General features: G+C 29.3%; 23 protein-coding genes and 1 tRNA gene. 9 read left to right on the top strand and 15 right to left on the bottom strand.

The genetic code is table 11. From position 1 onward, the window contains the following. Positions 1-6 precede the first annotated feature (6 nt). Complete coding sequence (locus tag MKD41_RS00405) at positions 7-2,253, bottom strand: FUSC family protein (RefSeq protein WP_240243478.1); 2,247 nt, start codon at positions 2,251-2,253, stop codon at positions 7-9. Positions 2,254-2,434: 181 nt separating this feature from the next. Between MKD41_RS00405 and MKD41_RS00400 the strand changes: the two genes are divergently transcribed. The 3 genes from MKD41_RS00400 to MKD41_RS00390 all read left to right on the top strand — a co-directional run bounded on the left by MKD41_RS00400 (position 2,435) and on the right by MKD41_RS00390 (position 4,655). After that, complete coding sequence (locus MKD41_RS00400) at positions 2,435-3,067, top strand: TonB-dependent receptor plug domain-containing protein (RefSeq protein ID WP_240243477.1); 633 nt, start codon at positions 2,435-2,437, stop codon at positions 3,065-3,067. A gap of 10 nt (positions 3,068-3,077) precedes the next feature. Then, entirely contained in the window at positions 3,078-3,737 is a 660-nt protein-coding gene (locus MKD41_RS00395; protein WP_240243476.1) for a uracil-DNA glycosylase family protein, read from the top strand. Positions 3,738-3,827: 90 nt separating this feature from the next. Beyond that, positions 3,828-4,655, top strand: a complete 828-nt coding sequence (locus tag MKD41_RS00390; protein WP_240243475.1) for an FKBP-type peptidyl-prolyl cis-trans isomerase — start codon at positions 3,828-3,830, stop codon at positions 4,653-4,655. Between the two features lie 57 nt (positions 4,656-4,712). Here the strand turns inward: MKD41_RS00390 and trpA are convergent, their stop codons facing one another. The 8 genes from trpA to MKD41_RS00355 all read right to left on the bottom strand — a co-directional run bounded on the left by trpA (position 4,713) and on the right by MKD41_RS00355 (position 11,657). Continuing rightward, entirely contained in the window at positions 4,713-5,474 is a 762-nt protein-coding gene (gene trpA / locus MKD41_RS00385) for a tryptophan synthase subunit alpha (protein ID WP_240243474.1), read from the bottom strand. Positions 5,475-5,566: 92 nt separating this feature from the next. After that, a complete protein-coding gene (gene trpB, locus MKD41_RS00380) occupies positions 5,567-6,748 on the bottom strand; it encodes a tryptophan synthase subunit beta (RefSeq protein WP_240243473.1) in 1,182 nt (393 codons plus the stop codon). Continuing rightward, positions 6,745-7,374, bottom strand: coding sequence for a phosphoribosylanthranilate isomerase (locus MKD41_RS00375; protein ID WP_240243472.1), 630 nt, complete (start codon positions 7,372-7,374; stop codon positions 6,745-6,747). Before MKD41_RS00375 ends, trpB begins: the two co-directional genes overlap by 4 nt. Before the next feature lie 2 nt (positions 7,375-7,376). Further along, positions 7,377-8,162 (bottom strand): indole-3-glycerol phosphate synthase TrpC, encoded by a 786-nt coding sequence (gene trpC, locus MKD41_RS00370; RefSeq protein WP_240243471.1) that lies wholly within the window; start codon positions 8,160-8,162, stop codon positions 7,377-7,379. A gap of 123 nt (positions 8,163-8,285) precedes the next feature. Next, positions 8,286-8,405 (bottom strand): hypothetical protein, encoded by a 120-nt coding sequence (locus tag MKD41_RS16415; protein WP_371824300.1) that lies wholly within the window; start codon positions 8,403-8,405, stop codon positions 8,286-8,288. A gap of 143 nt (positions 8,406-8,548) precedes the next feature. Continuing rightward, positions 8,549-9,538 (bottom strand): anthranilate phosphoribosyltransferase, encoded by a 990-nt coding sequence (gene trpD, locus MKD41_RS00365; protein ID WP_240243470.1) that lies wholly within the window; start codon positions 9,536-9,538, stop codon positions 8,549-8,551. An 80-nt stretch (positions 9,539-9,618) separates the two neighbouring features. Continuing rightward, positions 9,619-10,194: an anthranilate synthase component II gene (locus MKD41_RS00360; RefSeq protein WP_240243469.1), complete on the bottom strand. Its 576-nt coding sequence runs from the start codon at positions 10,192-10,194 to the stop codon at positions 9,619-9,621. Between the two features lie 71 nt (positions 10,195-10,265). Further along, entirely contained in the window at positions 10,266-11,657 is a 1,392-nt protein-coding gene (locus MKD41_RS00355) for an anthranilate synthase component I family protein (RefSeq protein WP_240243468.1), read from the bottom strand. 221 nt (positions 11,658-11,878) lie between these two features. On the opposite strand from MKD41_RS00355, the gene MKD41_RS00350 reads away from it, so the two are divergent. Then, the gene (locus tag MKD41_RS00350) at positions 11,879-12,703 is read left to right on the top strand and encodes a GIN domain-containing protein (RefSeq protein WP_240243467.1); all 825 of its coding nucleotides are present in this window, start codon (positions 11,879-11,881) and stop codon (positions 12,701-12,703) included. A gap of 95 nt (positions 12,704-12,798) precedes the next feature. Here the strand turns inward: MKD41_RS00350 and MKD41_RS00345 are convergent, their stop codons facing one another. Continuing rightward, entirely contained in the window at positions 12,799-14,385 is a 1,587-nt protein-coding gene (locus MKD41_RS00345; RefSeq protein WP_240243466.1) for an aspartate:alanine exchanger family transporter, read from the bottom strand. Positions 14,386-14,555: 170 nt separating this feature from the next. Continuing rightward, on the bottom strand, positions 14,556-15,503 hold the full coding sequence (gene trxB, locus MKD41_RS00340) for a thioredoxin-disulfide reductase (RefSeq protein ID WP_240243465.1): 948 nt from the start codon (positions 15,501-15,503) through the stop codon (positions 14,556-14,558). Positions 15,504-15,732: 229 nt separating this feature from the next. Here trxB and MKD41_RS00335 point away from each other — a divergent pair, with 229 nt between their 5' ends. The 3 genes from MKD41_RS00335 (at position 15,733) to MKD41_RS00325 (ending at position 17,747) form a co-directional block, all read left to right on the top strand. Next, positions 15,733-16,071 carry a thioredoxin family protein gene (locus MKD41_RS00335; protein WP_240243464.1) on the top strand — a complete coding sequence of 113 codons (339 nt, stop codon included), beginning with the start codon at positions 15,733-15,735 and terminating at the stop codon, positions 16,069-16,071. A 131-nt stretch (positions 16,072-16,202) separates the two neighbouring features. Continuing rightward, a tRNA-Pro gene (locus tag MKD41_RS00330) sits at positions 16,203-16,277 on the top strand. A 225-nt stretch (positions 16,278-16,502) separates the two neighbouring features. Then, the gene (locus MKD41_RS00325; RefSeq protein ID WP_240243463.1) at positions 16,503-17,747 is read left to right on the top strand and encodes a site-specific integrase; all 1,245 of its coding nucleotides are present in this window, start codon (positions 16,503-16,505) and stop codon (positions 17,745-17,747) included. 220 nt (positions 17,748-17,967) lie between these two features. On the opposite strand, the gene MKD41_RS00320 is transcribed toward MKD41_RS00325, so the two are convergent. Both MKD41_RS00320 and MKD41_RS00315 read right to left on the bottom strand, forming a co-directional pair. Continuing rightward, entirely contained in the window at positions 17,968-19,065 is a 1,098-nt protein-coding gene (locus MKD41_RS00320) for a hypothetical protein (protein ID WP_240243462.1), read from the bottom strand. A 1-nt stretch (position 19,066) separates the two neighbouring features. Further along, on the bottom strand, positions 19,067-19,852 hold the full coding sequence (locus tag MKD41_RS00315) for an RNA polymerase sigma factor (RefSeq protein WP_240243461.1): 786 nt from the start codon (positions 19,850-19,852) through the stop codon (positions 19,067-19,069). A 341-nt stretch (positions 19,853-20,193) separates the two neighbouring features. Here MKD41_RS00315 and MKD41_RS00310 point away from each other — a divergent pair, with 341 nt between their 5' ends. Further along, positions 20,194-20,580 carry a hypothetical protein gene (locus MKD41_RS00310; RefSeq protein ID WP_240243460.1) on the top strand — a complete coding sequence of 129 codons (387 nt, stop codon included), beginning with the start codon at positions 20,194-20,196 and terminating at the stop codon, positions 20,578-20,580. Between the two features lie 217 nt (positions 20,581-20,797). Here the strand turns inward: MKD41_RS00310 and MKD41_RS00305 are convergent, their stop codons facing one another. Further along, positions 20,798-21,337: a BfmA/BtgA family mobilization protein gene (locus MKD41_RS00305; protein ID WP_240243459.1), complete on the bottom strand. Its 540-nt coding sequence runs from the start codon at positions 21,335-21,337 to the stop codon at positions 20,798-20,800. Positions 21,338-21,841: 504 nt separating this feature from the next. Between MKD41_RS00305 and MKD41_RS00300 the strand changes: the two genes are divergently transcribed. Then, a complete protein-coding gene (locus MKD41_RS00300) occupies positions 21,842-21,994 on the top strand; it encodes a hypothetical protein (protein ID WP_240243458.1) in 153 nt (50 codons plus the stop codon). A 77-nt stretch (positions 21,995-22,071) separates the two neighbouring features. Here the strand turns inward: MKD41_RS00300 and MKD41_RS00295 are convergent, their stop codons facing one another. After that, the gene (locus MKD41_RS00295) at positions 22,072-22,302 is read right to left on the bottom strand and encodes a hypothetical protein (protein WP_240243457.1); all 231 of its coding nucleotides are present in this window, start codon (positions 22,300-22,302) and stop codon (positions 22,072-22,074) included. Positions 22,303-22,366 lie beyond the last annotated feature (64 nt).

The raw sequence follows: 22,366 nt of genomic DNA, 5'->3' as shown, positions 1-22,366 counted from the left end.
ATTTTTTTACACCTTATTTTCTCTATTAGCTTTAATTTTTTTAATAGAACTAATTAATTTTTCTGACAAGTTAAATAACCAATTTATCTGTTCAGAAACTAACTGAGTTTCTTTTAATTGAGCACGCATTTCTTTAGAGATCTCTAACCCTTCTTCTAGCTCTTTATCACTTTGCTTAGATAAATTCTTAAAATAAGCTTCATACTTTTTTTGAGCAATTTCAACTTCAGAACGTTCTATATCTATAAGTCTTTCTTTATCATCTAAAAGGGCTACTGCAAGTTTTAACCTGGTTATAATATGACTTACAATTACTTCAAAGTGAACAGGAACTATAGTAGTTTTATTATTTCTAATAAACATACCCAAAGCTGTTAACGAAGATAAAAATGTATTATTTAAAGTAATTAATTTATAAATAACCGCATATTCCTTTTGCTTAGATTTAGGATCTTGACTCATGCGTTGAAAAGCTGCATTTAAATTTCCAATGGCTAAAAAAGCCTCTTTTCTAGACAATTTATAAACCGTTGGAACCTCTCCTTTTTTATGATAAAAAATATCAATTTGTTTTAAAAAAGCACAATTTGCCTCAATAGCTTCTTTAAAAGACTCTTGAATACTTTGAAATTGCCAAGCAGGTAATAAAAAATAATTTGCTAAAAATGCCAAAGTAGCACCAATTAACGTATCTATAATTCTAAACTTTATAACCGATAAAACATTCGGATCTATAATTGCATATACAAAAACAACCTCTAGTGTAATAAAAATTGCTGCATTTCTATAATTAGATTGAATTATTGAAAATGCCAATAGCAAAGACGATATTGCTATTACGCTGTAAACTACCGTATTTTGAGTGATAAAAATTATAGCGGTTGCTATTGCTGCGCCAATTAAAGTACCAATAACCCGCTGTATAGAACGCTCTCTTGTTAACCCATAACTTGGGCGCATAATTACCACAATTGTAATTAAAATCCAATATGGGTTTTGCATTGAAAAAAAACTTCCTACTAAAAAACCAATAATAACAATTATTGAAAGGCGTAAAGAATGTTTAAAAATTGGAGATTTAAAACTAAAATTTTCTATAAGCTTTTTAAAGTCGTAATCTTGAGGTGTTATAAATCTATTAGCATCTTTAATATCTATAATTTTATTATTAGAAATATAATTTCCTAATATACGCTCTATACCAATAAGGCTTTGTATTTGCTTTTCTTGATAGTGTTTAAGATTTATCAACATTAAACTCCCTACTCTAGCTTTTGGCAACCCAACTAAAATAGTATAATAATCTATATTTCTTTGAATATCTTTTAAAATTTCTGGGATTTTCGTATTCGGTTTTAATTTTTCTTCTTTTCTAATTACCTTTGAAATGTGTTCTAACTGATCTGCAAGTTCAAAAGTAAGCTCTTTAAAAGTTTCTATTTTTTCTGTATGTTTTTTAAAAACCTTATCAAATTCTTCATAATTAACAGGATTAGAAACTGCTAATTCTAAAATATCCATTAATTCTGAAAATAATAATTGCTGTCTTCTTGTTCTATGTGAAAATCCAGAATTAGTTCGTTTACTTAAAATAATTTCTCTTATAGATTCGTGATCTTCATTTATTTCAGTCTGTAATTTAAATAGTTTGTGATACAATTCATCTCTATTTGTTTTACATACTAACAATGATCCTCTAACTTTTAAAAAAGCAGCTGTTTTTTCAATTAAACTTACAAATAATTGATCTGTTTGTATTTTTGGAAGCAGCAATGAAGCCGACATTGATAAAATTAAATACCAAATACCACCCGATGCAACTAATAAAGCGTGATTAATTAAAGAAATTTTAGTTCCATCATAAGCAAAACTTAATATAATTGACATTAAACCTGAAAATGATATAAGTGAAGCTCTAAAACCAAAAACTGAAAGATAGGATACTAAGAAAACAGCAATTCCTAAAACTGGAATTATTATCCAGTTAGTTTGACCAATTAAACCAAATAAAAAAGTAAAGCAAAACGATAAAAATACAGCTATTAAAATCCCATAAAACTTATGTCTTAAACTTCCAGGAACATCGGTTGGAGAGCAAAACAAAACACCTAAAGCTATACTAAACCCAACTGTAATATCACCTAAAACTGCATTTGAGATTAGTATTGGAATAAGCATTGAAAAAGCTAATACAAATGCTTTTAAAAAACTAAAACTTTTAATAAATCTATTTATTTTACCTAACATTTCCATAAATTAGTAAACAAATTTAAGTAGTATTTATTTATTTGTAGATTTTATAGTGAATTTTATTATTATATAGCAATTCTCACTTAAAACTGAAACAGATTATAATTTATTATTGGTACCATATTTGATATAATTTATTAAATTTACTGTGTATTATTATGCTAAAATCATTAATTAAAAAATTATGAAAAACCCTTTAAAAATAATAACAATTCTGTTAGTTTTTGCAATATACTCTACTCCTATTTTTAGTCAAACTAAAGTAAAGAAAACTAAAATATCAGGTTATATTAAAGATTCAAATGGAAATATAATTAAAGATGCGGTCTTTTTTACAGATGAAGTTAAAACTAAAGCAACCATTAATAATTATGGATCTTATAAATTAAAAGTCAATTCTGATACTAAAAAAATTAAGGCTTTTTCATATTCAAGAGGAATTATTGAAATTGATTATAAAGGGCAAAAAAAAATTGATTTTATTTACAATAATTACAGTCCTTCTGCAACTCCAAAAGTTGTTGAAAAAAGAGATAGTGATACTTTTGAATACAAAGATGTTTTTGAAATGATACGAGCAAAAGTACCAGGTGTAAGAGTTCAATCTGATAATACAATTCTTATTAGAGGAACCACATCTTTTAATGGAAGTACGGCTCCTTTATTTGTTGTTAATGGAACTCCTGTTTCAAGTATTGATAATATTTCTCCTCAATTTGTTGATAAAATTTCTGTTTTAAAAGGACCTGAAACGGCTATTTATGGTGTACGAGGCTCCAATGGTGTTATTTTAATCACATTAAAGAAAAAAATATAATTTCACTTTTTTGAACTTTATACACAAACATCCATACCAACCTTTTATACCTAAAAATGCCACAAAATTAATTGTTGGCACCTTACCGCCTCCAAGATTTTCTAATGGAATTTTAAAAAAAGGAGATGTTGATTTTTGTTATGGAAGTATTGATGGACAACTATGGAAAATTTTAAATAAAATTTTTAACTTAAATTTAAAATTTGAAACTACTGAATTTGCCATTCAACAACGAAAAAGTTTTTTGGAAGCAAATAATATTGGTATTTGTGATATTGTTGAATCCTGTATACGTAAAAAAATAGAAGCGTCTGATATAGGTATGCAACAAGTCAAATTAAGAAACTTAATTTTTTATTTACAAAAATCACCAAAAATAGACACATTACTTTTAACTGGTGGCAATAGTAAAAACGGTCCAGAATATCATTTACGCAAATTACTAAAAAATTTAAATATTGAATTAACTCCTATTAATTTTGAAACGCCAAGAATTCATCAATTTCAATTAAAAAAAAGAATCATTAAAAGTGTTTCACTTACAGCTCCATCTGGAGCAGCAAATAGAGCTGTTGGAAGTAATCCAACATATAAACTCTTAAAAAAGAAAAATCCTAGTTTCAATACATTTGACTTCCGAGTTTTACAATATAAAGAGTTTTTTATATAACGTGGTTAAAATAAAAAAACATCATAAGAATTAACTTTAAATTCTTCCAATTAGTACTATATTTGCAGACTAAAAATTAAAAAAATAATTATGAAGTATTTTATTACACTATTAGTATTAGTATCATTTATTTCTTGTAATGATGATGATTCTTCTACAATTAATCTTAATCAAACAGATGCAGATATTATTCGATATCTAGACAGCAATAACTTAAACGCACAAAAAACAACTTCAGGTGTATACTATATTATAGATGAAGAAGGTACTGGAGATAAACCAAATACAGATTCTTATGTTACCTTAAAATATGAAGGTTACCTTTTAGATGGAACCCAATTTGAATCTACGAATGATGAAGAAGTTTCTTTAGATCTTTTATACACTATTCCAGGATTTTCAGAAGGACTTACTTATTTTAATGAAGGTTCTAAAGGTACCATTTTAATTCCACCAAGCTTAGCTTTTGGAGATTCAGGAGCTTCAGATATAATTCCAGGTGGTGCAGTATTAATTTTTAATATTGAAATAGCTTCTGTAATAAATGCCCAAAATGAAGATGATATATTAGAATATCTTTTAGAAAATGATTTAGAAGCTGAACGCACAGATTCTGGTTTATATTATATTGTTGAAACCTTAGGTGATGGAAATAGTATTACAGAAAACTCTGCAGTAACAATTAAATATACAGGAACTTTAACAAACGGAACTATATTTGATCAAAGTAGTGATTCTGGTAGTTATTTTTACCTTCAAAATACAATTCCAGGTTTTTCTGAAGGAATTTCACTTTTTAAAGAAGGTGGTAAAGGTACACTTATTATACCTCCAAGTTTAGCATATGGTGAAAACGGTTCTTATGATGGAACAATTCCAAGAAATGCTATTGTAATCTTTGAGTTTGAAATTCTTTAATTTTGTACTTATAAAAATAAAAAAGAGCTTGAAATTTTAAATTTCAAGCTCTTTTTTTTATCGTATTTCAGCAATAAATTTTGGTATTTCTGCTACTCCATTTTTAGTAATATAATTTACAAATGCAGATCCAATAATTGCCCCTTTAGCTTTTGAAGTTGCCATTTTAAACGTTTCAGCGTTAGAAATTCCAAATCCTATTACTTGTGGTGCTTTTAAATTCATTGCTGCTATTCTTTCAAAATATGTTTGCTGTGTATTTCCAAAACTATTTTTAGCTCCAGTTACACCCGCTGAACTTACCATATAAATAAATCCACTGGAAATATTATCAATAAATTTAATACGCTCATCTGAAGTTTGAGGTGTAATTAAAAACACATTAATTAAACCATATGTTTCAAAAATAGCTTTATAATTTTTATTGTAATCGTGTACTGGCAAATCTGGAATTATTAATCCATCAATACCAATTTCTGCACATTTTTTACAAAATGCTTCAACTCCATACTGCATTATAGGATTAAAATAACCCATAATAAGTAAAGGAATTGAAACTGTTTTTCTAATATCTTTTAACTGATTAAACAATACTTTTGTAGTCATTCCATTTTCTAAAGCCTTTGTAGAACTGGCTTGTATGGTTGGTCCATCTGCCAAAGGATCACTAAAAGGTAAACCAATTTCAATAAAATCTACACCACTTTTTTCTAAGCTCTCAATAACTTCAACTGTATCATTTAATTTAGGATAACCTGCTGTAAAGTATATAGATAATAATTTTTTATCTTCTTGTATTTTTTTATTAATTCTGTTCATTTTATTTAGTATTAAGTAGTGAGTATTAAGTAATGAGATTTTCAATAATTGTTCAATTCTCAATACTAAAATCTAGATTCTCACATCTAATTTTAAAACTTAAAATATTTAATATAGGTATCTAAATCCTTATCTCCTCTACCCGATAAATTCAATATTACAACATCGTCTTTTTTAAACTCTTTTTGGGCAAAAACAGCCAATGCATGTGAACTTTCAATTGCAGGAATAATTCCTTCTAATTCGCATAATTCTAAACCAGCTTGCATTGCTTCATCGTCTGTAATTGAAACAAACTCTGCTCTTTTACTTTCACATAAATGTGCGTGTAAGGGTCCAACTCCAGGATAATCTAACCCTGCTGAAATTGAATAAGGCTCAGTAATTTGACCATCTTCCGTTTGCATTAATAATGTTTTACTTCCGTGAATAACACCTTCATTTCCTAAAACACTAGTTGCAGCACTTTCTCCAGAATCAACTCCTAAACCAGCTGCTTCAACAGCTATTAATTTTACTTGTTCTTCATCTAAATAATAATAAAAAGCTCCTGCAGCATTACTTCCACCACCAACACAAGCAATAACATAATCCGGATTTTCTTTTCCTTCTTTTTCTTTTAATTGCCATTTCATTTCTTCAGAAATAACAGATTGAAAACGCGCTACCATATCTGGATAAGGATGTGGACCAACTACAGAACCAATAATATAATGTGTATCTACCGGGTTATTAATCCAATCTCTAATAGCCTCGTTTGTTGCATCTTTTAAAGTTCTACTACCCGATAATGCTGGTACAACTGTTGCACCTAACATTTTCATACGTGCTACATTTGGAGCCTGACGTGCAATGTCTATTTCTCCCATATACACAATACATTCTAAGCCCATTAGTGCACAAACTGTTGCTGTTGCAACTCCATGTTGCCCTGCCCCTGTTTCGGCAATAATTCGGTTTTTACCTAAACGTTTTGCCATTAAAATTTGCCCAATAGTATTATTTACTTTATGAGCTCCTGTATGGCATAAATCTTCACGTTTTAAATATATTTTTGTTTTATATTTTTCTGATAATCTTTTGGCAAAATACAAGGGAGTTGGTCGTCCAACATATTCTTTCAATAATGCATCAAACTCTTTTTTAAAAGAAGCTTCTTGCATTATTTTTAAGTAATTCTGACGTAATTCTTCTACATTTGGATATAACATCTCTGGAATGTATGCTCCACCAAACTGTCCGTAATACCCATTTTCATCTACAAAATAATTCATTTTAAATTTTGTTTAAATTCTTTAATGTCATTTATATTTTTTAATGCTGGTTCAATTTCAAAACCACTATTTATATCAACTCCTATACATTTTTCAGCTTCCTGTTTACTAAGAAATAACAATAATGCTTGTGCATCTTTTTTAGAAATTCCACCACTTAATAAATAAGGTAAATTTCCTTTGTAATTGTCTAAAACTTGCCAATTAAATTTTACTCCATTTCCTCCGTAATCTTTTCCTTTTGTATCAAAAAGTAAATAATCACATACTTTTTGATAAGGTTCAGTTTTAGAGAAATCAAAATTATCATCTACTGAAAAAGCTTTGAAAATTTCAACTTTTTTAATCAATAAAACTTTAAGTTCTTCAATATATTCTGGACTTTCATTTCCGTGTAATTGAACAGCATCCAGTTTATTTTCTTCAACTATTTCTATAATATTGTCAACAGTTTCATTTACAAAAACACCTACTTTTTTTATAGTTGAAGGAATTTCTAGCTTCGGAAAATTAGTTACAAAACGCTTCGATTTACCATAAAATATAAAACCCAAATAATCTGGTTTTAATTGTATCAATTCCGAAATATTTTCGGCATCTCGCATTCCACATACTTTAATTTTCATCTCTATCCTATTTGATCAATAAACTCTTTACAAGATTCGCCTGGATTTTCAGTTTTCATAAAATTTTCACCAATTAAAAATCCTTGAAACCCATATTCTTTTAATCCTGTTATAACTCTTGGATCGTTCAACCCACTTTCAGAAACTTTTATACAAGTGTCTGGTATTTGACTTGCCAACTTGATAGAATGTTCCAAATCTACCTCAAAAGTTTTAAGGTTTCTGTTGTTGACACCTATAATTTTATTGTCTAAATCAATCTTATCTAAATCTTCTTGACTATGCACTTCATACAAAACATCTAAGCCTAAATCTTCGGCTAGTTTCCCATAATTTTTAAGTTCTTCTTTAGTTAAATAAGCTGCAATTAACAAAATTACATCTGCTCCTATTGCTTTTGCTTCAACAATTTGAAAACCATCAACAATAAAATCTTTTCTTAAAATTGGAGTTGTTTCTTGTATAGAACGTGCTTTTATAAGATCTAAAATATTACCACCAAAAAATTCTGTATCGGTTAAAATTGATTGCGCCGCTACTTTAGCATCTAAATATCCGTTGGTTACTTCTTCAATTGTGGCCTTATCGTTAATAATACCTTTTGAAGGAGATTGACGTTTAAACTCTGCAATTATACCTGTTGAACCAACGCTTAATAAACTCTTTTTTAAAGACAATGGTGTACGCTGAAAATTAGGACTTTTTACTAATTTCTCTATTTGAACTTCTTTTCTTAATAAAGCTACTTCTTGCTTTTTATGTGCTATTATTTTATCTAGTATTGTCATTTTACTCTTAATAATTTTATTTCGTCACCCTGAACTTGTTTTAGGGTCGCATCACAATTCTAAGGTTTTTAAGTTTGGATTTTTCTCCTTAATTATATTCACCTTCCAATCGTTATGCCAGTTTTATAATTGTTTTTCTCTTTTTATTGCTTCATTTATATCTGAATACTCTTCAATATAAATTAAATCTTTAATATTATATTTAGAAGTAAACTTTGATCCTTTCCCTTCGAAATACTCAATAATTATTTTATTTAAATTACTGTTAGAGCTATATAAAATGTTGCTCTATATTTATTTGTTAGAATGTAAACATTGCTTAATTTTATTTCTCATTTTAATGTGATGCTGAAACCAGTTCAGCATGACTTGTAAAATACTAATTATTAACCCCTAATTAATTTAGTCAAGCTTTCTTTTGCCTTTAATCCTAATAAAGAATCTTTAGCTTCTTCAAAAGCTGTTTCAAAAGATTTACTAGCATCAAACGTTTTTAAGGCGTAAGCTGCATTTGCTAAAACAACATTATTTTGAGCTTCTGTACCTTTTCCATCTAGAATTGAAATAAATATTTTTGCAGCTTCTTCAACAGAATCTCCTCCAAAAATTTCTGACTGCTCTAAACGCTTTAAGCCTAGATCTTGTGGAGCAATTAACTGCTCATTTCCTTTTGTTAAAAGTTTAAAATTACTAGTTAATGAAACTTCATCATAACCATCTAAACTAAATACAATTCCATAATTTTGAGAAGTTTCTTGCAATAAATAATTATAAATTCTAGCTACTTCTAAATTAAAAACTCCTACTAATTGATTTTGTGGTCTACTAGGATTTACCAATGGTCCCAGCATATTAAAAAATGTTTTCACACCTAATTCTCTTCTAATTGGTCCAACAGCTTTCATTGCTGGGTGAAATAACGGAGCGTGTAAAAAACAAATATTGGCCTTATCTATTTGTCTTTTTAATTCATCTTCATTATTAGTAAATTTATAGCCTAAATATTCTAACATATTAGAAGAACCACTTACCGAAGAAACGCCATAATTACCGTGTTTTGCGACTTTATTTCCAGTTCCTGCAACAATAAAAGAGGTTAATGTTGAAATATTAAATGTGTTTTTACCATCTCCACCTGTTCCACATAAATCTATGGTATTAAATTCTGATAAATCTATTTTTATAGCCAATTCTAATAAAGCTTCTCTAAAACCTGCCAATTCTTTTACTGAAATTGGACGCATTAAATAGACTGTTAAAAAAGATGCCATTTGAGACGCATTGTACTGCTCATTTGCCATTTGAATAAGTACTTCTTTAGCTTCAGCTTTAGTTAATTGTTGTTGCTCAAATAATTTATTTAGTATTTTTTTCATTTTATATTTTTTATGAATTTGAAATTTAAACTAAATGCTATTTCAATTTAGTTTACTTCCATATTCAGTGACCATTTTCATTATTTATTAGCATCAATAAAATTTCTTACTAATTGTTCTCCAATTGATGTTAAAATAGATTCTGGGTGAAATTGAACTGCACTTATAGCATATTCTTTGTGTTGAATACTCATAATATCACCAAATTCATCTACAGATGTAATTTTTAATTCTTCTGGAAAATCGGTTTTTGAAGCAATCCACGAATGGTATCTTGCAGCTTCAAATTCAGTAGGAACATCTTTATAAATCTGTGCATTTGCATCTGTCACTTTCATTGTAGTTGCTACTCCATGAAAAACAGAATCTAAATTTTCTAAACTCCCTCCAAAAACTTCTGTTATTGCTTGTAACCCTAGACATACACCAAAAATTGGTTTTTTCCCAGCATATGTTTTTATTGCTTCTTTTAAAATTCCTGCTTCGTCTGGAATACCTGGCCCTGGCGATAAAAAAATTAAATCGTACTCGTTTATAGCTTCAATTGAAATTTTATCGTTTCTAAAAACAGCTGGATATGTACCTGTAATATCTTGAACCATATGCACCAAATTATAGGTGAATGAATCGTAATTATCTATTATTAATATTTTCATATTTTATTTAAAAATTGAATGATTGAACGATTTAAAAATTATTAAATCTTTAAGTTTTCAATCTTTTAATGTTATATATTTTCTGCTAAAATTAATGCCTTTTTTAAAGCTGCTAATTTGTTATTTACTTCTTGTAATTCACCTTCTTCTGTAGATTTCATTACAATTCCAGCACCTGCTTGATAAAATAACGTATTATTTTTACTAACAAAAGAGCGGATTGCTATGGCTAGATTTACAGTATCATCTAACCCGATAAAACCAACTGCTCCACCATAAAAACCTCGGGTTTGATTTTCATAAGTATCTATCAATTCCATCGCTTTATATTTTGGAGCTCCACTTAAAGTTCCTGCAGGAAAAGTATCTCCAACAATTTTAATGGCTTTTCCTTTTGGTTTTCCTTCAACTCTAGAAACTAAATGGATAACGTGACTAAAATATTGTACTTCTTTAAAAACATCAACAAAAACATTACTGGCATGTTTACTTAAATCGTTTCGTGCCAAATCTACTAACATTACGTGTTCTGCAGTCTCTTTTTTATCTTTAGATAATTTTTCGCCTAATAAAACATCTTTTTTCATATCTCCAGTTCTTCTAAAAGTACCGGCAATTGGATTGATAACAGCACTTCCATTATCTATTTTAATTTGTGCTTCTGGAGAAGACCCCATTAATTTAAAACTTCCATAATCGAAATAAAATAAATATGGTGAAGGATTAATAGAACGTAATGCCCTATAAACATTAAATTCATCACCCGAAAAAGATTGTTGAAATTGACGAGATAGTACCAATTGAAAAACATCTCCACGTTTACAATGTTCTTTTGCCTTGGCTACATTATTTTTAAAATATTCATCTGTACAGTTTGATGACTCTTTTCCTTCAACTTTAAAGTTATATAGCCCAAAAGTACGTGCATTTATTAAAGTTTCAATTTCGTGCATTCTAGATTCTTCACCATCTTCAACATTTTCTATTAATGTTAACTCATCTTTAAAATGATTAATTGCTATAATAAAACGAAAAAAACTGAATTGTAAATCTGGAATTTCTGAAGCTGCTTTTTTGGCATTTAATTTTATAGTTTCAAAATATTGAATTGAATTATAAGACATATACCCGTAAAAACCATTGAAAGACTTTACATTTTCATTACAATCAACATTTACGGTACTTTTATAAGTTTCAAAAATTGAATAAAAATCGCGATTAATTTCTTTAACAACCGTCTCTTCATTTTTATAATTGTACGTAAAATTATTTTTATCTGCTTTTAAAGTAATTATTGGTTCGGCGCAGATAAATGTGTAACTATCTTCTTTGGTATGATAATCTGAACCTTCTAATAATAAACTATTAGCATATTTATCTCTAATTTTTGAGTATAAACCAACAGGTGTTACTGTATCTGCTAACTGTTTTTTTGAAATTGTTGTAAACTTTAATTCTTGCATATTTTTAAAATAAAAAAGGACTTATCGCGAGATAAGTCCTTTTTGTTATATATTGTTAATTAAATATAATAGAGTGCTTCTCGCTTAATTACTAAGAGAGTTCCACCACCAATTGTTATTTAATGTATTTTGTTTCATTTATGGCACAAATTTAGCATTCATTTTTAAATAAGCAAACAATTCTATAAAAAATATTTTATTAATTTTGTAACAAAAACAATATGAAGTTATCAAAGAAAATTGCACTATTATTATGTCTATTAACATTAACAGTTAATTCACAAGAAAAATTAAAAGGAAATAAAGATGTTATAACACAAAACAGAGATATCTCTGACTTTAATAGAATTGAAGTTATTGACAATCTCGATGTTTATCTTACTTACAACGATGTACAATCTGTAAAAGTAGAAACAGACTCTAATTTACAAGATGCTGTTTTAACTCAAGTTTCTAACGGTTTACTTAGCATTAAATTAAACGATAAGATTGTTAGAAAAAAAGAATTAGCAGTTCATATCCATGTAAATAAACAATTAAAAGAGATTAACAGTTATAATAAATCTAAAATTACATCTAAAACTTCTTTAGCTATTGACACTTTAACTGTAAATACTTTTGACAACTCTAATGTTGATTTAAAACTTAGCTCAAACATAGTACGTTTAAACAGTAGCAAATCGAGCGATTTAAATCTTGAGATTTCAAGTAAATCTATTATGGTTAATGCGCTAGAATCGTCTGATATAAAAGGTAATTTTGCGTCAACAGAAGCATTTTTCACTTTACTAGACAAAGCTTCTATGGATATTGAAGGTTCTGCTAGTACTTTTGAAATTGAAACTTTAGGAAACACTTCTTTTAAAGGAAAAGATTTTAAAGCTGATGCCATTTTAGTAAATGCTACAAATGCATCTAAAACTTATGTTAATGCTAAAAAAGACATAGATATACGTGCAAAAAATTCTGCAGAAGTTTATCTATATTCAAATCCTAAAATTACATTAACTGAGTTTTTTGACAAAGCTTCTCTTCATAAAAAATAAGTACTATAAAACTTAAGTTTATTAAAAAGCAAAAGCCCACTCAATAAAAATTTATTGAGTGGGCTTTTAATTTAAAGTTTACAAATTATTCTAAACTACAGTAAACTTAATATTTGAACAACTATAATTAGTAATACCATTGCAATAGGATATACTGTTGCATAAGCTACTGAAGGTGCGTCTGTATCTACTAAATTATCTACCGCAGCCAACCCAGGTGTACTTGTCATACTTCCTGTTAATGTACCTAATAAAGTAAGCATATTTAATTTAAAAAATGTTGTAGCAATAACAGTTGTAATAATCATAGGTACTAATGTTATTAATATACCATATGCAAACAACTCTAAACCAAATTCTTGAAACGTAGCTACCATACTTGAACCTGCGCTTGTACCAACGGCTGCTAAAAAGAATAGCAATCCAAACTGCCGTAATAATTGATTTGCTGCTCCTGTCATAGTCCACATTACTGGTCCAGTTTTACCTGTTCTACCTAATATAAGTGCAACTAGTAAAATCCCACCAGTTAAACCTAAACTGAAAGAGAATGAATTAAAATTTATACTTAACTTACCAACTAAAATACCTAAAATAATACCTACTCCTATTGGTAAAAAATCTGTATTTGATAGTTTTGAAGTATCATCTCCAAAAATACGACTTACATGTCTCATATTTGTTTTATGGCAAACCACAATAAGTTTATCTCCAAATTGTAATTTAGTAGAAGGGCTAGGAGAAATATTAATACCTGACCTTCTAATACGAGTAACTGTTGCATGGTAGGTTTCCAATAAGTTTAATTGTCCTAATGTTTTTTTAACAACGTCTTTATTTGTTACCAAAATAGACCGGATATCAAAATTAGTATCCAAAGGTGGTATTTCTTGTTGTGTTTCAGAACCAATTAAAAGTTTAACACGTTCTAAGGCTTCAGCAGTTCCAACAGCTTTTACAACATCACCTCTATGAAAAACAATTTCAGGTTCTGGTGCAATTACAACATTATTGTGCACTATTCTAGATATAACAGCTTTGGTCATAAATCTAATATTTAACTCACCATATGTTTTACCTATTACATTATCGTTTTCAACAATAAAATGTTTTCTATTAATTTCTGGAAAACCAGCTGATAATTCTCTATTATATTTTTCCTCTTCTTCTTTTAGATTAACTCTTAAAATACGAGGTAAAAAGCTTACAAAAAGAATAACACCTATAACCCCAAAAGGATAACCAATACCATAACCAATAGAGGCTAATGGCGATCCAGTTGTATCAATAGCAGCTGCTAATCCGGGTGTACTTGTTAAAGCTCCATTTAACAAACCAATAACTAAGTTTTTATCAATACCTAAAAAATAAAAGACTATAAATGCTATTAAACCAGAGCTTCCTATAAGAATAGCAGATAATAATGCTAGTTCGCGCCCGTTCTTTTTAAAAGATTCAAAAAAACTTGGTCCTGCTTGTATTCCAATAGTAAATATAAAAAGTACCAAACCTAAATATTGAAAATCTTTAGGAATTTGCATACCATAATGGCCAAATACCAATGCTACAAAAATAACAGCGGATACATCTAATGAAATCCCCTTAACTTTAATTCGACCTATAATAAACCCAATTACTATAATCAAAAATAATACAAAATAACTGTTCGAAAATAATCCCATTACATTTAATTTTATTGTACAAAATTAATTACTTATTACAAGTAATACAGATATTCTGGAAATTAATTAACGAAAACGATTGCATATAACAAGATACAATTTAATAAAAAAGAGGTTGACCTAAAATCTAATTTTAAGACAACCTCCTTAGTGTTTTATAAATTAAGTATTTACTCTAAAGAACCTAAATAACGTTCAGTATCTAATGCCGCCATACAACCAGTACCAGCAGCAGTAACTGCTTGTCTATATTCTTTATCTTGTACATCTCCGGCAGCAAAAACTCCTGGTAAATTTGTTTTAGTAGATTTTCCTTTAGTTATTAAATAACCTGTTTCATCCATATCTAAAACTCCTTTAAATATATCAGTATTCGGTTTATGACCAATAGCAATAAACACACCTGTAACATCAATTACTTCTTTTTCACCAGTTTTATTATTTACAGCTCTTACACCTTCAACAACGTTACTTCCTAAAACTTCATCAATTTCCGTATTAAATTTAACTTCAATATTAGGTGTTTTATCAACTCTATGTTGCATTGCTTTAGAGGCTCTCATATAATCTTTTCTTACTAAAATTGTAACTTTATTACAAATATTAGCTAAATAAGTAGCTTCTTCTGCTGCAGTATCTCCAGCTCCAACAACAATAACATCTTGTCCTTTATAAAAGAAACCATCACAAGTTGCACACGCAGAAACACCACCACCTATTAAACGTTGTTCACTTTCTAATCCTAAGTATTTTGCAGTTGCTCCAGTAGAAATTATAACAGAATTTGCTTCAATTACTACAGAATCATCAATAGTAACCTTATGAATACCTCCTTCTTCCTTACTAAGATCTACTTTTGTAACCATTCCAAAACGAACTTCGGTTCCAAAACGTTCAGCTTGTTTTTTTAAATCTTCCATTAAAACTGTACCATCAGTTCCGTTTGGATATCCAGGAAAGTTATCTACCTCTGTAGTTGTAGTTAACTGTCCTCCCATTTGCATTCCTGTGTACATAACTGGCTTTAAATCTGCACGAGCTGCATAAATTGCAGCAGTATACCCCGCAGGACCAGATCCTATAATTAAGCATTTTATTCTTTCAATTGTATCAGACATCTTTATATTTTTATTATTTTATAAAAACAAATTTATAGCATTATTATCAAAATAAACACCTTTGTTTATAATTTTTAATAATGAAAACATAATTATAATTAATAGTTTATTTAAATTTTAAATTTAGTCATTAAATTTAATCCAAAAATTAATAAAAACCAGTGTATCATGCATCACTTTTTAAATTAAATTAAGCCCTATATTTGTAAAAATTATATTCTTACAAAATATGATAACTAATAACCTTAATAATTCAAATGAAAAACTTTCAACATTTTTAGAAGCTAATAATGCAGTACTCCTATATTTTTCAACTAACTCATGTAGTGTTGGAGAAGCATTAGAACCAAAAGTTCAAAATTTAATTACTTCTACATTTCCTAAAATTAAATTTATTTCTATTGACTTAAATAACAATGCTAAAATTGCTGCAAAATTTAGTGCCTTTGTAGAACCAACTATCTTAGTTTTTTTTGAAGGGAAAGAAACTATAAGAAGAAGTAGAAATATAAGTATTTTTGAATTAGAAGATGCAATTAAGAGACCTTATCAACTTATTTTTGAATAAAAACTTGTAATATATATTTTTAGTTTTATATTTGCAGTCGAAATTGATTAGGACGTAATAAAAACAGAAAATTTTAATTACAAACTAAAAAGTTTAGATTTAAAAAAACTTAAAATATATAGTTTTTTATTCGGGGTGTAGCGTAGCCCGGTTATCGCGCCACGTTTGGGACGTGGAGGCCGCAGGTTCGAATCCTGCCACCCCGACGAACCTAGTAATAGGTCAAATCAAAACACTGTTAATCGTATGATTATCAGTGTTTTTTGTTTTTACACATTTTATTTGATGCCAAATAAAGGTAACTAAACTCATTAAAAAGGTGTGCAAATCGGTGTGCAATTGTTTACTGAAAATGTGCTAACTTTAAAGAACTTTAAGACATAATTTGACTTTCGTCTTTACAAATTAATGTTTAACTAAAGTCATTTAAAATGAAAACAAAAAGCACATTCACGGTTATTTTCTTCACAAGAAAATCAAGAAGCAATCCTAATCAATTATCCATTTATGTACGTATTACAGTAAACGGTAGGCGTTCAGAAATGAGTGTAAAAAGAAGTGTTTCCCAAAATGGGTGGGATTCTTCAAAAAACAGAGGTCGAGGCAATTCAGAAAACATACGGGTTTTAAACGCTTATTTAGCCCAAGTATATAACAAACTACTCCAGTGTCACAAAGAACTCATTGAAAAGGACAAAGTAGTCACATCCGATGCCATTAAGTCTCGATACTTGGGAGAAGACGATGAAAGTAAAACCTTAAAAGAATTAATTGCGTACCACAATGGCAATATGATTCACGTTCTGAAAGCAGGAACAATGAAAAATTATTATACCACAGAAAGGTACTTACAGAAATTTTTATGGAAGAAAAAAAGAGTAAAGGACATCTATTTAAAACAATTGAATTTTAGATTCATTACAGACTTTGAACACTTCCTAAGAACCTATAAAGATTCAAAAAAACAATTGATGCTATCCAATAATGGAGTTATGAAACATTTGGAGCGTTTCAAAAAAATGATAAACCTAGCTATAAAACTAGAATGGATGAACAAAAACCCATTTAGTCAATTTCAACTAAAATATGATAAATATGATAGAGCATATTTGAATGAAAGAGAATTAAAGCTGTTAGAAACTACAGAATTTACAAGTAACCGCTTACAAAAAATAAAAGATTGTTTTGTGTTCTCTTGTTATACTGGACTTTCATATATAGACGTAAAAGAACTCACAGAAAATAATATTGTAAAAGGGTTAGATAATACTAATTGGATTTACACCAAACGAGAAAAAACAGACGAACAAGTAAAAATACCCATACTCCCAAAAGCTTGGGCTATATTAGAAAAGTATAAAGCTAAGGAGGAACTGGATGTTAAAACAAATTTGTTACCCATAAGTTCCAATCAAAAGACCAATGCTTATTTGAAGGAAATTATAAAAGATTGTGGTATTCATAAAAATATTTCATTTCACGTAGCTAGACACACTTTTGCAACAACAGTTATGTTATCTAATGGTGTACCCATAGAAACAGTATCTAAACTATTAGGACATACTAAATTATCCACAACTCAAATATATGCTAGGGTTGTAGAAACAAAAATTAGTGAGGATATAAGTAATCTATTAGAACGCTTTAAACAAAAAGAAAAAAGTAAGAGTGCATAAAACAAATTGTTTTTAGCCTTAAAAAAAGAATTTCCTTTCAATATGCTTCTCAAAAAGTTACGGAAGTGTATTGAAAGGGAATTGCCATAAATGAAGACTTTGGTATTTTTTCAGCGACAAAAATAAGAGAGCCCACGCGTTGTATATGCTGTTCACATTTAGTGAGTGTGAATATCCACCTCACCTTGCGGGTGTACAAGCACCCTCATAACCGAATCGGTTAATCTATAATAATTTCAATGCCTGCTTTCTCAGCCTTGTATTTTATTTTGGTCATTAACTCATAATAGCTCCAGTTTCTTAATACAAACTCCTCTTGCTTAACAATCCCCATCTTGTCTTTTTGATTTAATAGAATTAATGTTCCTGCTTGTTGTTTTATACAAAAATCGATTAGCTTTCTGCTGTATAGGTGAATACGATGGGATACATAATTACTTTCCGTTTTACGAAGCCTGTCCATTGCTTTTAATTTTCTTTTAACTCCTTTGCCTGATTTAGAGTAAGTAGCCCCTATCTGTGCCCTTTTAACGGCTGCTTGTATTGCTAACCTTCTATATAGAAACTCTTCCCTAGTGCCAATGGTAAGTCGGGTATTAACGGTTTTCACTACAATGGGATATTCAAGAGACAAGGATGCCTCTGCTATCACTTCTGGTCTTAAGGATTGCTTTTCTTTTTTAATTTCAAAAACCGCTAGCCAGAAAATTTTACCATCTTTTAATTTAATGTGAGAAGTACAAAGCTTGGTTTCTCCTTTTAGTACGCGTTCCAATAGTACTCTTTTGTCGGTATAATCCTTTCCTAAGTAGGTCTTAAAGGGTATTTGAAATAAACGGAAGCAAAAAGCTCTTTTCTCGTCATTATAAGATAATCTGCTGATGCCCTCCAAACCAAATGGAAAAGCCATATCCCTCCTAAAGTTTTTAAGGGAGCGTTCGCCTTTCCAGTATTCAGGTCGATTTTTATTAAAAGAAGTGATTAAAGTGTTGTTCAGATTAGATAATATGTTTGTAGGGATTTCACCTTTAAAACGATCTGATACCACGCGGTAAGTTGTATTCATTCGTGAGCGTTGCAAGATTCCGTATTCATCTTTTTTTTCATCAGCCAATTTATATTTTATGCCCTCTGACAGGTAAAAGAATTCCTTGATATTTTCCTGTACATACAAATGGGAAACAATTAGATTAGCAGCTCTAAAACATCGGTTTTGCCACCTATAAAGGGTATCCAATGCCTCCTTTCTTTCTTCTTGGGTAGGGAGGTCGACTAATAGTTGAACCTTTCGTGTGAGTTTGAGTGTTGACTCTTCCATATCAAGCGGATTCTAATTGCTGCTCATGTTTCTGCTGCATGAGTTTATACGCTATCATAAACTCATTGTGGACTTCCTTTTGGGATATGTTAAGTGTTTGGGCAATCAAAGCAAAGGAATATTTCTTTTCACATCGGAGTTTTAATACTTCTGATTGTTCCTTAGTCATAATACCTTGAACCTTAATTTCGACAGCGGGCTTTTGTTCAGTTTCAAGCGCTCTTCCTTGATTAATAATCGTTTTAACATCGTCAATAGCTCGTCTCACTTCATTACTGGTTTCGGTAATACCCTTTCCCATAACCTTGGCAATAGCTTTATATTGAAAACCGTATTTCAAACAGAGCTCAATCAAATGCCTTCTTTCAACACTCAACAGGGGTAATACACTTTTGATTCGGTTGAAGGCTTTTTGCTGTGATTCCTGGTCTTTCAGATTTTCAGATGCATTTACGGGGTCGTACCCCACCATATAGTCTTGGTAATTGTCGTAATTTTCTAACGAATGTATATTCCTAGAAAACTTATTTTTAGGTTTGCTATAATATGAAATACATTCTCTTTTCATTACAAATCTTAAGAAATAGAAAATATGCCTAGGTGATTCTATTCTGTCCTTATGAACCCATAATTTTAAAAAAGTATCTTGAACCAAGGATTCTATTACAAAATGATCATTAATTAGTTGCTTACCCACCCAAAAGATACTTCTGCTATACCTGGCATGAATGTGTACCAAAGCAGAAGGGTCTCCTTTTTTTAATAATTCAAAATTACTTTGTAACATAAGAAATCGCGTTTAAATTGATGATACGAGTTCTTACAGTTTATAAAGAAAAGCTAGCTTTGAAAAAGGTTGAGAAGAATTCCCTTTTTCTACAAACAAAAAGGCGTGGATACTCAACTTACTGCATTAGAGGTACTGGTATACCCTGTGTACAAATAAGAGAGTCCACGCCCCGGGTCGTGAACATCCTTGCTTATTCTCTCGTACACATAAAAATTACCAGTTTTCTAATGCGAGATTCAAAGCGAATGCTTCTAATATTTTATTTAAAGAAGTATCGCAAAATTAACCCTTCTAAAAGAAAGATTAATCAAATATAGATATTTTTTTCAACGACACAAATGTCGTTGAAAAATCTTATTTTATTACCGTCATTTGGATATATGATTGATGAAAAAGATATATTATATTATACTACTTCCATTGAGATGGTTCTCAAAGAATTAAGGAAAGAGAAAGGTATGAATCAAGGAAAAATTAGTGGTTTGTCTCAATCTGACGTGAATATAGAATTTGCTCAGAAATACGAAGTCTCAATTAATATGGGACGAATGGAGTCTAAGCCTAACTTTCATATGACGAAGCTACTATACCTCTGTGATTATTTTGAGATATCAACTATAGATTTCTTTAAAAGAGTTTTGAGTAAAGAAAAAAATGAAATTTTTGAATTCTTGGAGGTAAAAGAGGAGGAGAAAAGGAAGAGAAAAAGAAGAAAGAATAAGTAAGAGAACAAAATTATTAGAAACTACCCTTATAAATAAAGGGATATAGCATTGATTTTTGGCATCCTTATTTGAAAATAAACAATCAACTAAATCACTCAAAATTATCCGTTTTTAAACTTTTGGATTTAGAGGCTGGTATTTGCGGATGAGAATCCAAAAGTTTAAAAATGAACCAAACTCGCCAAAAGCGAGTGCGGTAGTTTGAAAAGATTCCCCATTATGAACTACTCTCTAATATATCCTTTAATAACGTATGCTCATCTTTAGTTAATTTTAATAAATAATGATTAGCACTAAAAGTATTCTTAACAAGTTTAAATTCCCCAAAAGTCTCTTTGAGTTTATACTTAAGGTCATTGACTTCAGTTTGCTTTTTATAGTATTCATTTCTGTAATAGGTCAATTCCTCATTTTCGGTTGTTAAAACAGGTTCTATAAACTTTGTTTTTTCAACTAACAAAGGTTTTTTTTCTTCAATTTCTTCAAATAGAGATTCCAATATTTTTTTCGTTGGCTTGAGCTGTGCCTCTTCAATATTTCTAAATATCGAAACTACGGCATCCATACGTTTATTAATTTGATTTAAAAAAGCTTCATTACTCATCTTTAAAGTATCATAAGGTGATATATTATTATCTTCAAAAAAAGCAATCATAAAGTCCAATGTTTCCGAATAACTTGAACTTAATTTTTTAGAATATTCCTTGAATTTTTTTATAGTTTTTTTCTTTAACCGAATTGTATTAAAACTATCCATATTTTATGATATTGTTACAATGAAACCTTGATTTTACTGACCTTAATGTTAAATTTAGTGCAAATTCAGGAATTAATCAAATTTAAAAACAGTTTAATTTACTGAAAATCATAGAACTATAAATAAGTAACATCGCGCAGCGTGTTACCCTCTTGCTTTTCCCCCCTTAGTTTAGCAATCACGCTTATATAGAGAATTTTTTATGATAGTAAGTACTTGTAATGAGTAACTTTATATCGAGGGAAAACTCTCCATAATTGTTAACTGTGACCAAACATTAAGCTACTTGCTATGTTGGTTGTTGTTAGTATAGTTAACGAATTTCAGAAAGAACAAAGGCAAATAGTAAGTGCTTTTTTTAATGCTCTTACTACAATAAAATTAAAGTTTTATGTAATTGAGTACAAATAAAATAATGCTAAAAATAAAGACATTGTAAGTACGGTAAAACCGTAATTTTATCTCCAAAAACTGTTTTAACTTTAACTAACTAAAACTCACAAAATGAAAAAAGATATTTACAAACTGTCTGAGGAAATTAATAATTACTTAGCTGAATTTAAAAACGAGCAAGGGCAAAAACCTAACACAGTTCATATTGGTTTGTTAGTTCATGATTATTGTGATTTATTTATTGAAAGTCGTGAAAAGGTATAAATAGATTTTTACTCCTAAAAATTATTTAAAAACAGCCTTCATTAAAAAATACAATTATTATTTAATGCTGATAGTATCTACCACTTGTTATTTCGATTTCTTTTACTTCTCGCTCCTAATTTTGTTTTACCAGAATACAGCACAGCAACAGCTCTCTTTGAAGTTGTAGTATTTTTTCTTGTATTTGTTGATTTGGTGGTTTTAGTTAAGGAATTAATTTTTGAGGAAGTAGGCGTACAAACAGAACAAGTTTGGTATTTTAATAATTTTGCTTTTTCTAATGTAATTTCTTTTTTTGAATATTTCAAATATCTACAACTTGTTGTGTGATATTTTTATCCTGTTTTGGTTATACAAACTGTTTGAGCTTTA

The organism is Lutibacter sp. A64 (assembly GCF_022429565.1).
GTDB lineage: Bacteria > Bacteroidota > Bacteroidia > Flavobacteriales > Flavobacteriaceae > Lutibacter.
The sequence above is the reverse complement of the archived record's forward strand: the minus strand, read 5'-3'. Positions and strand labels throughout refer to the sequence as shown.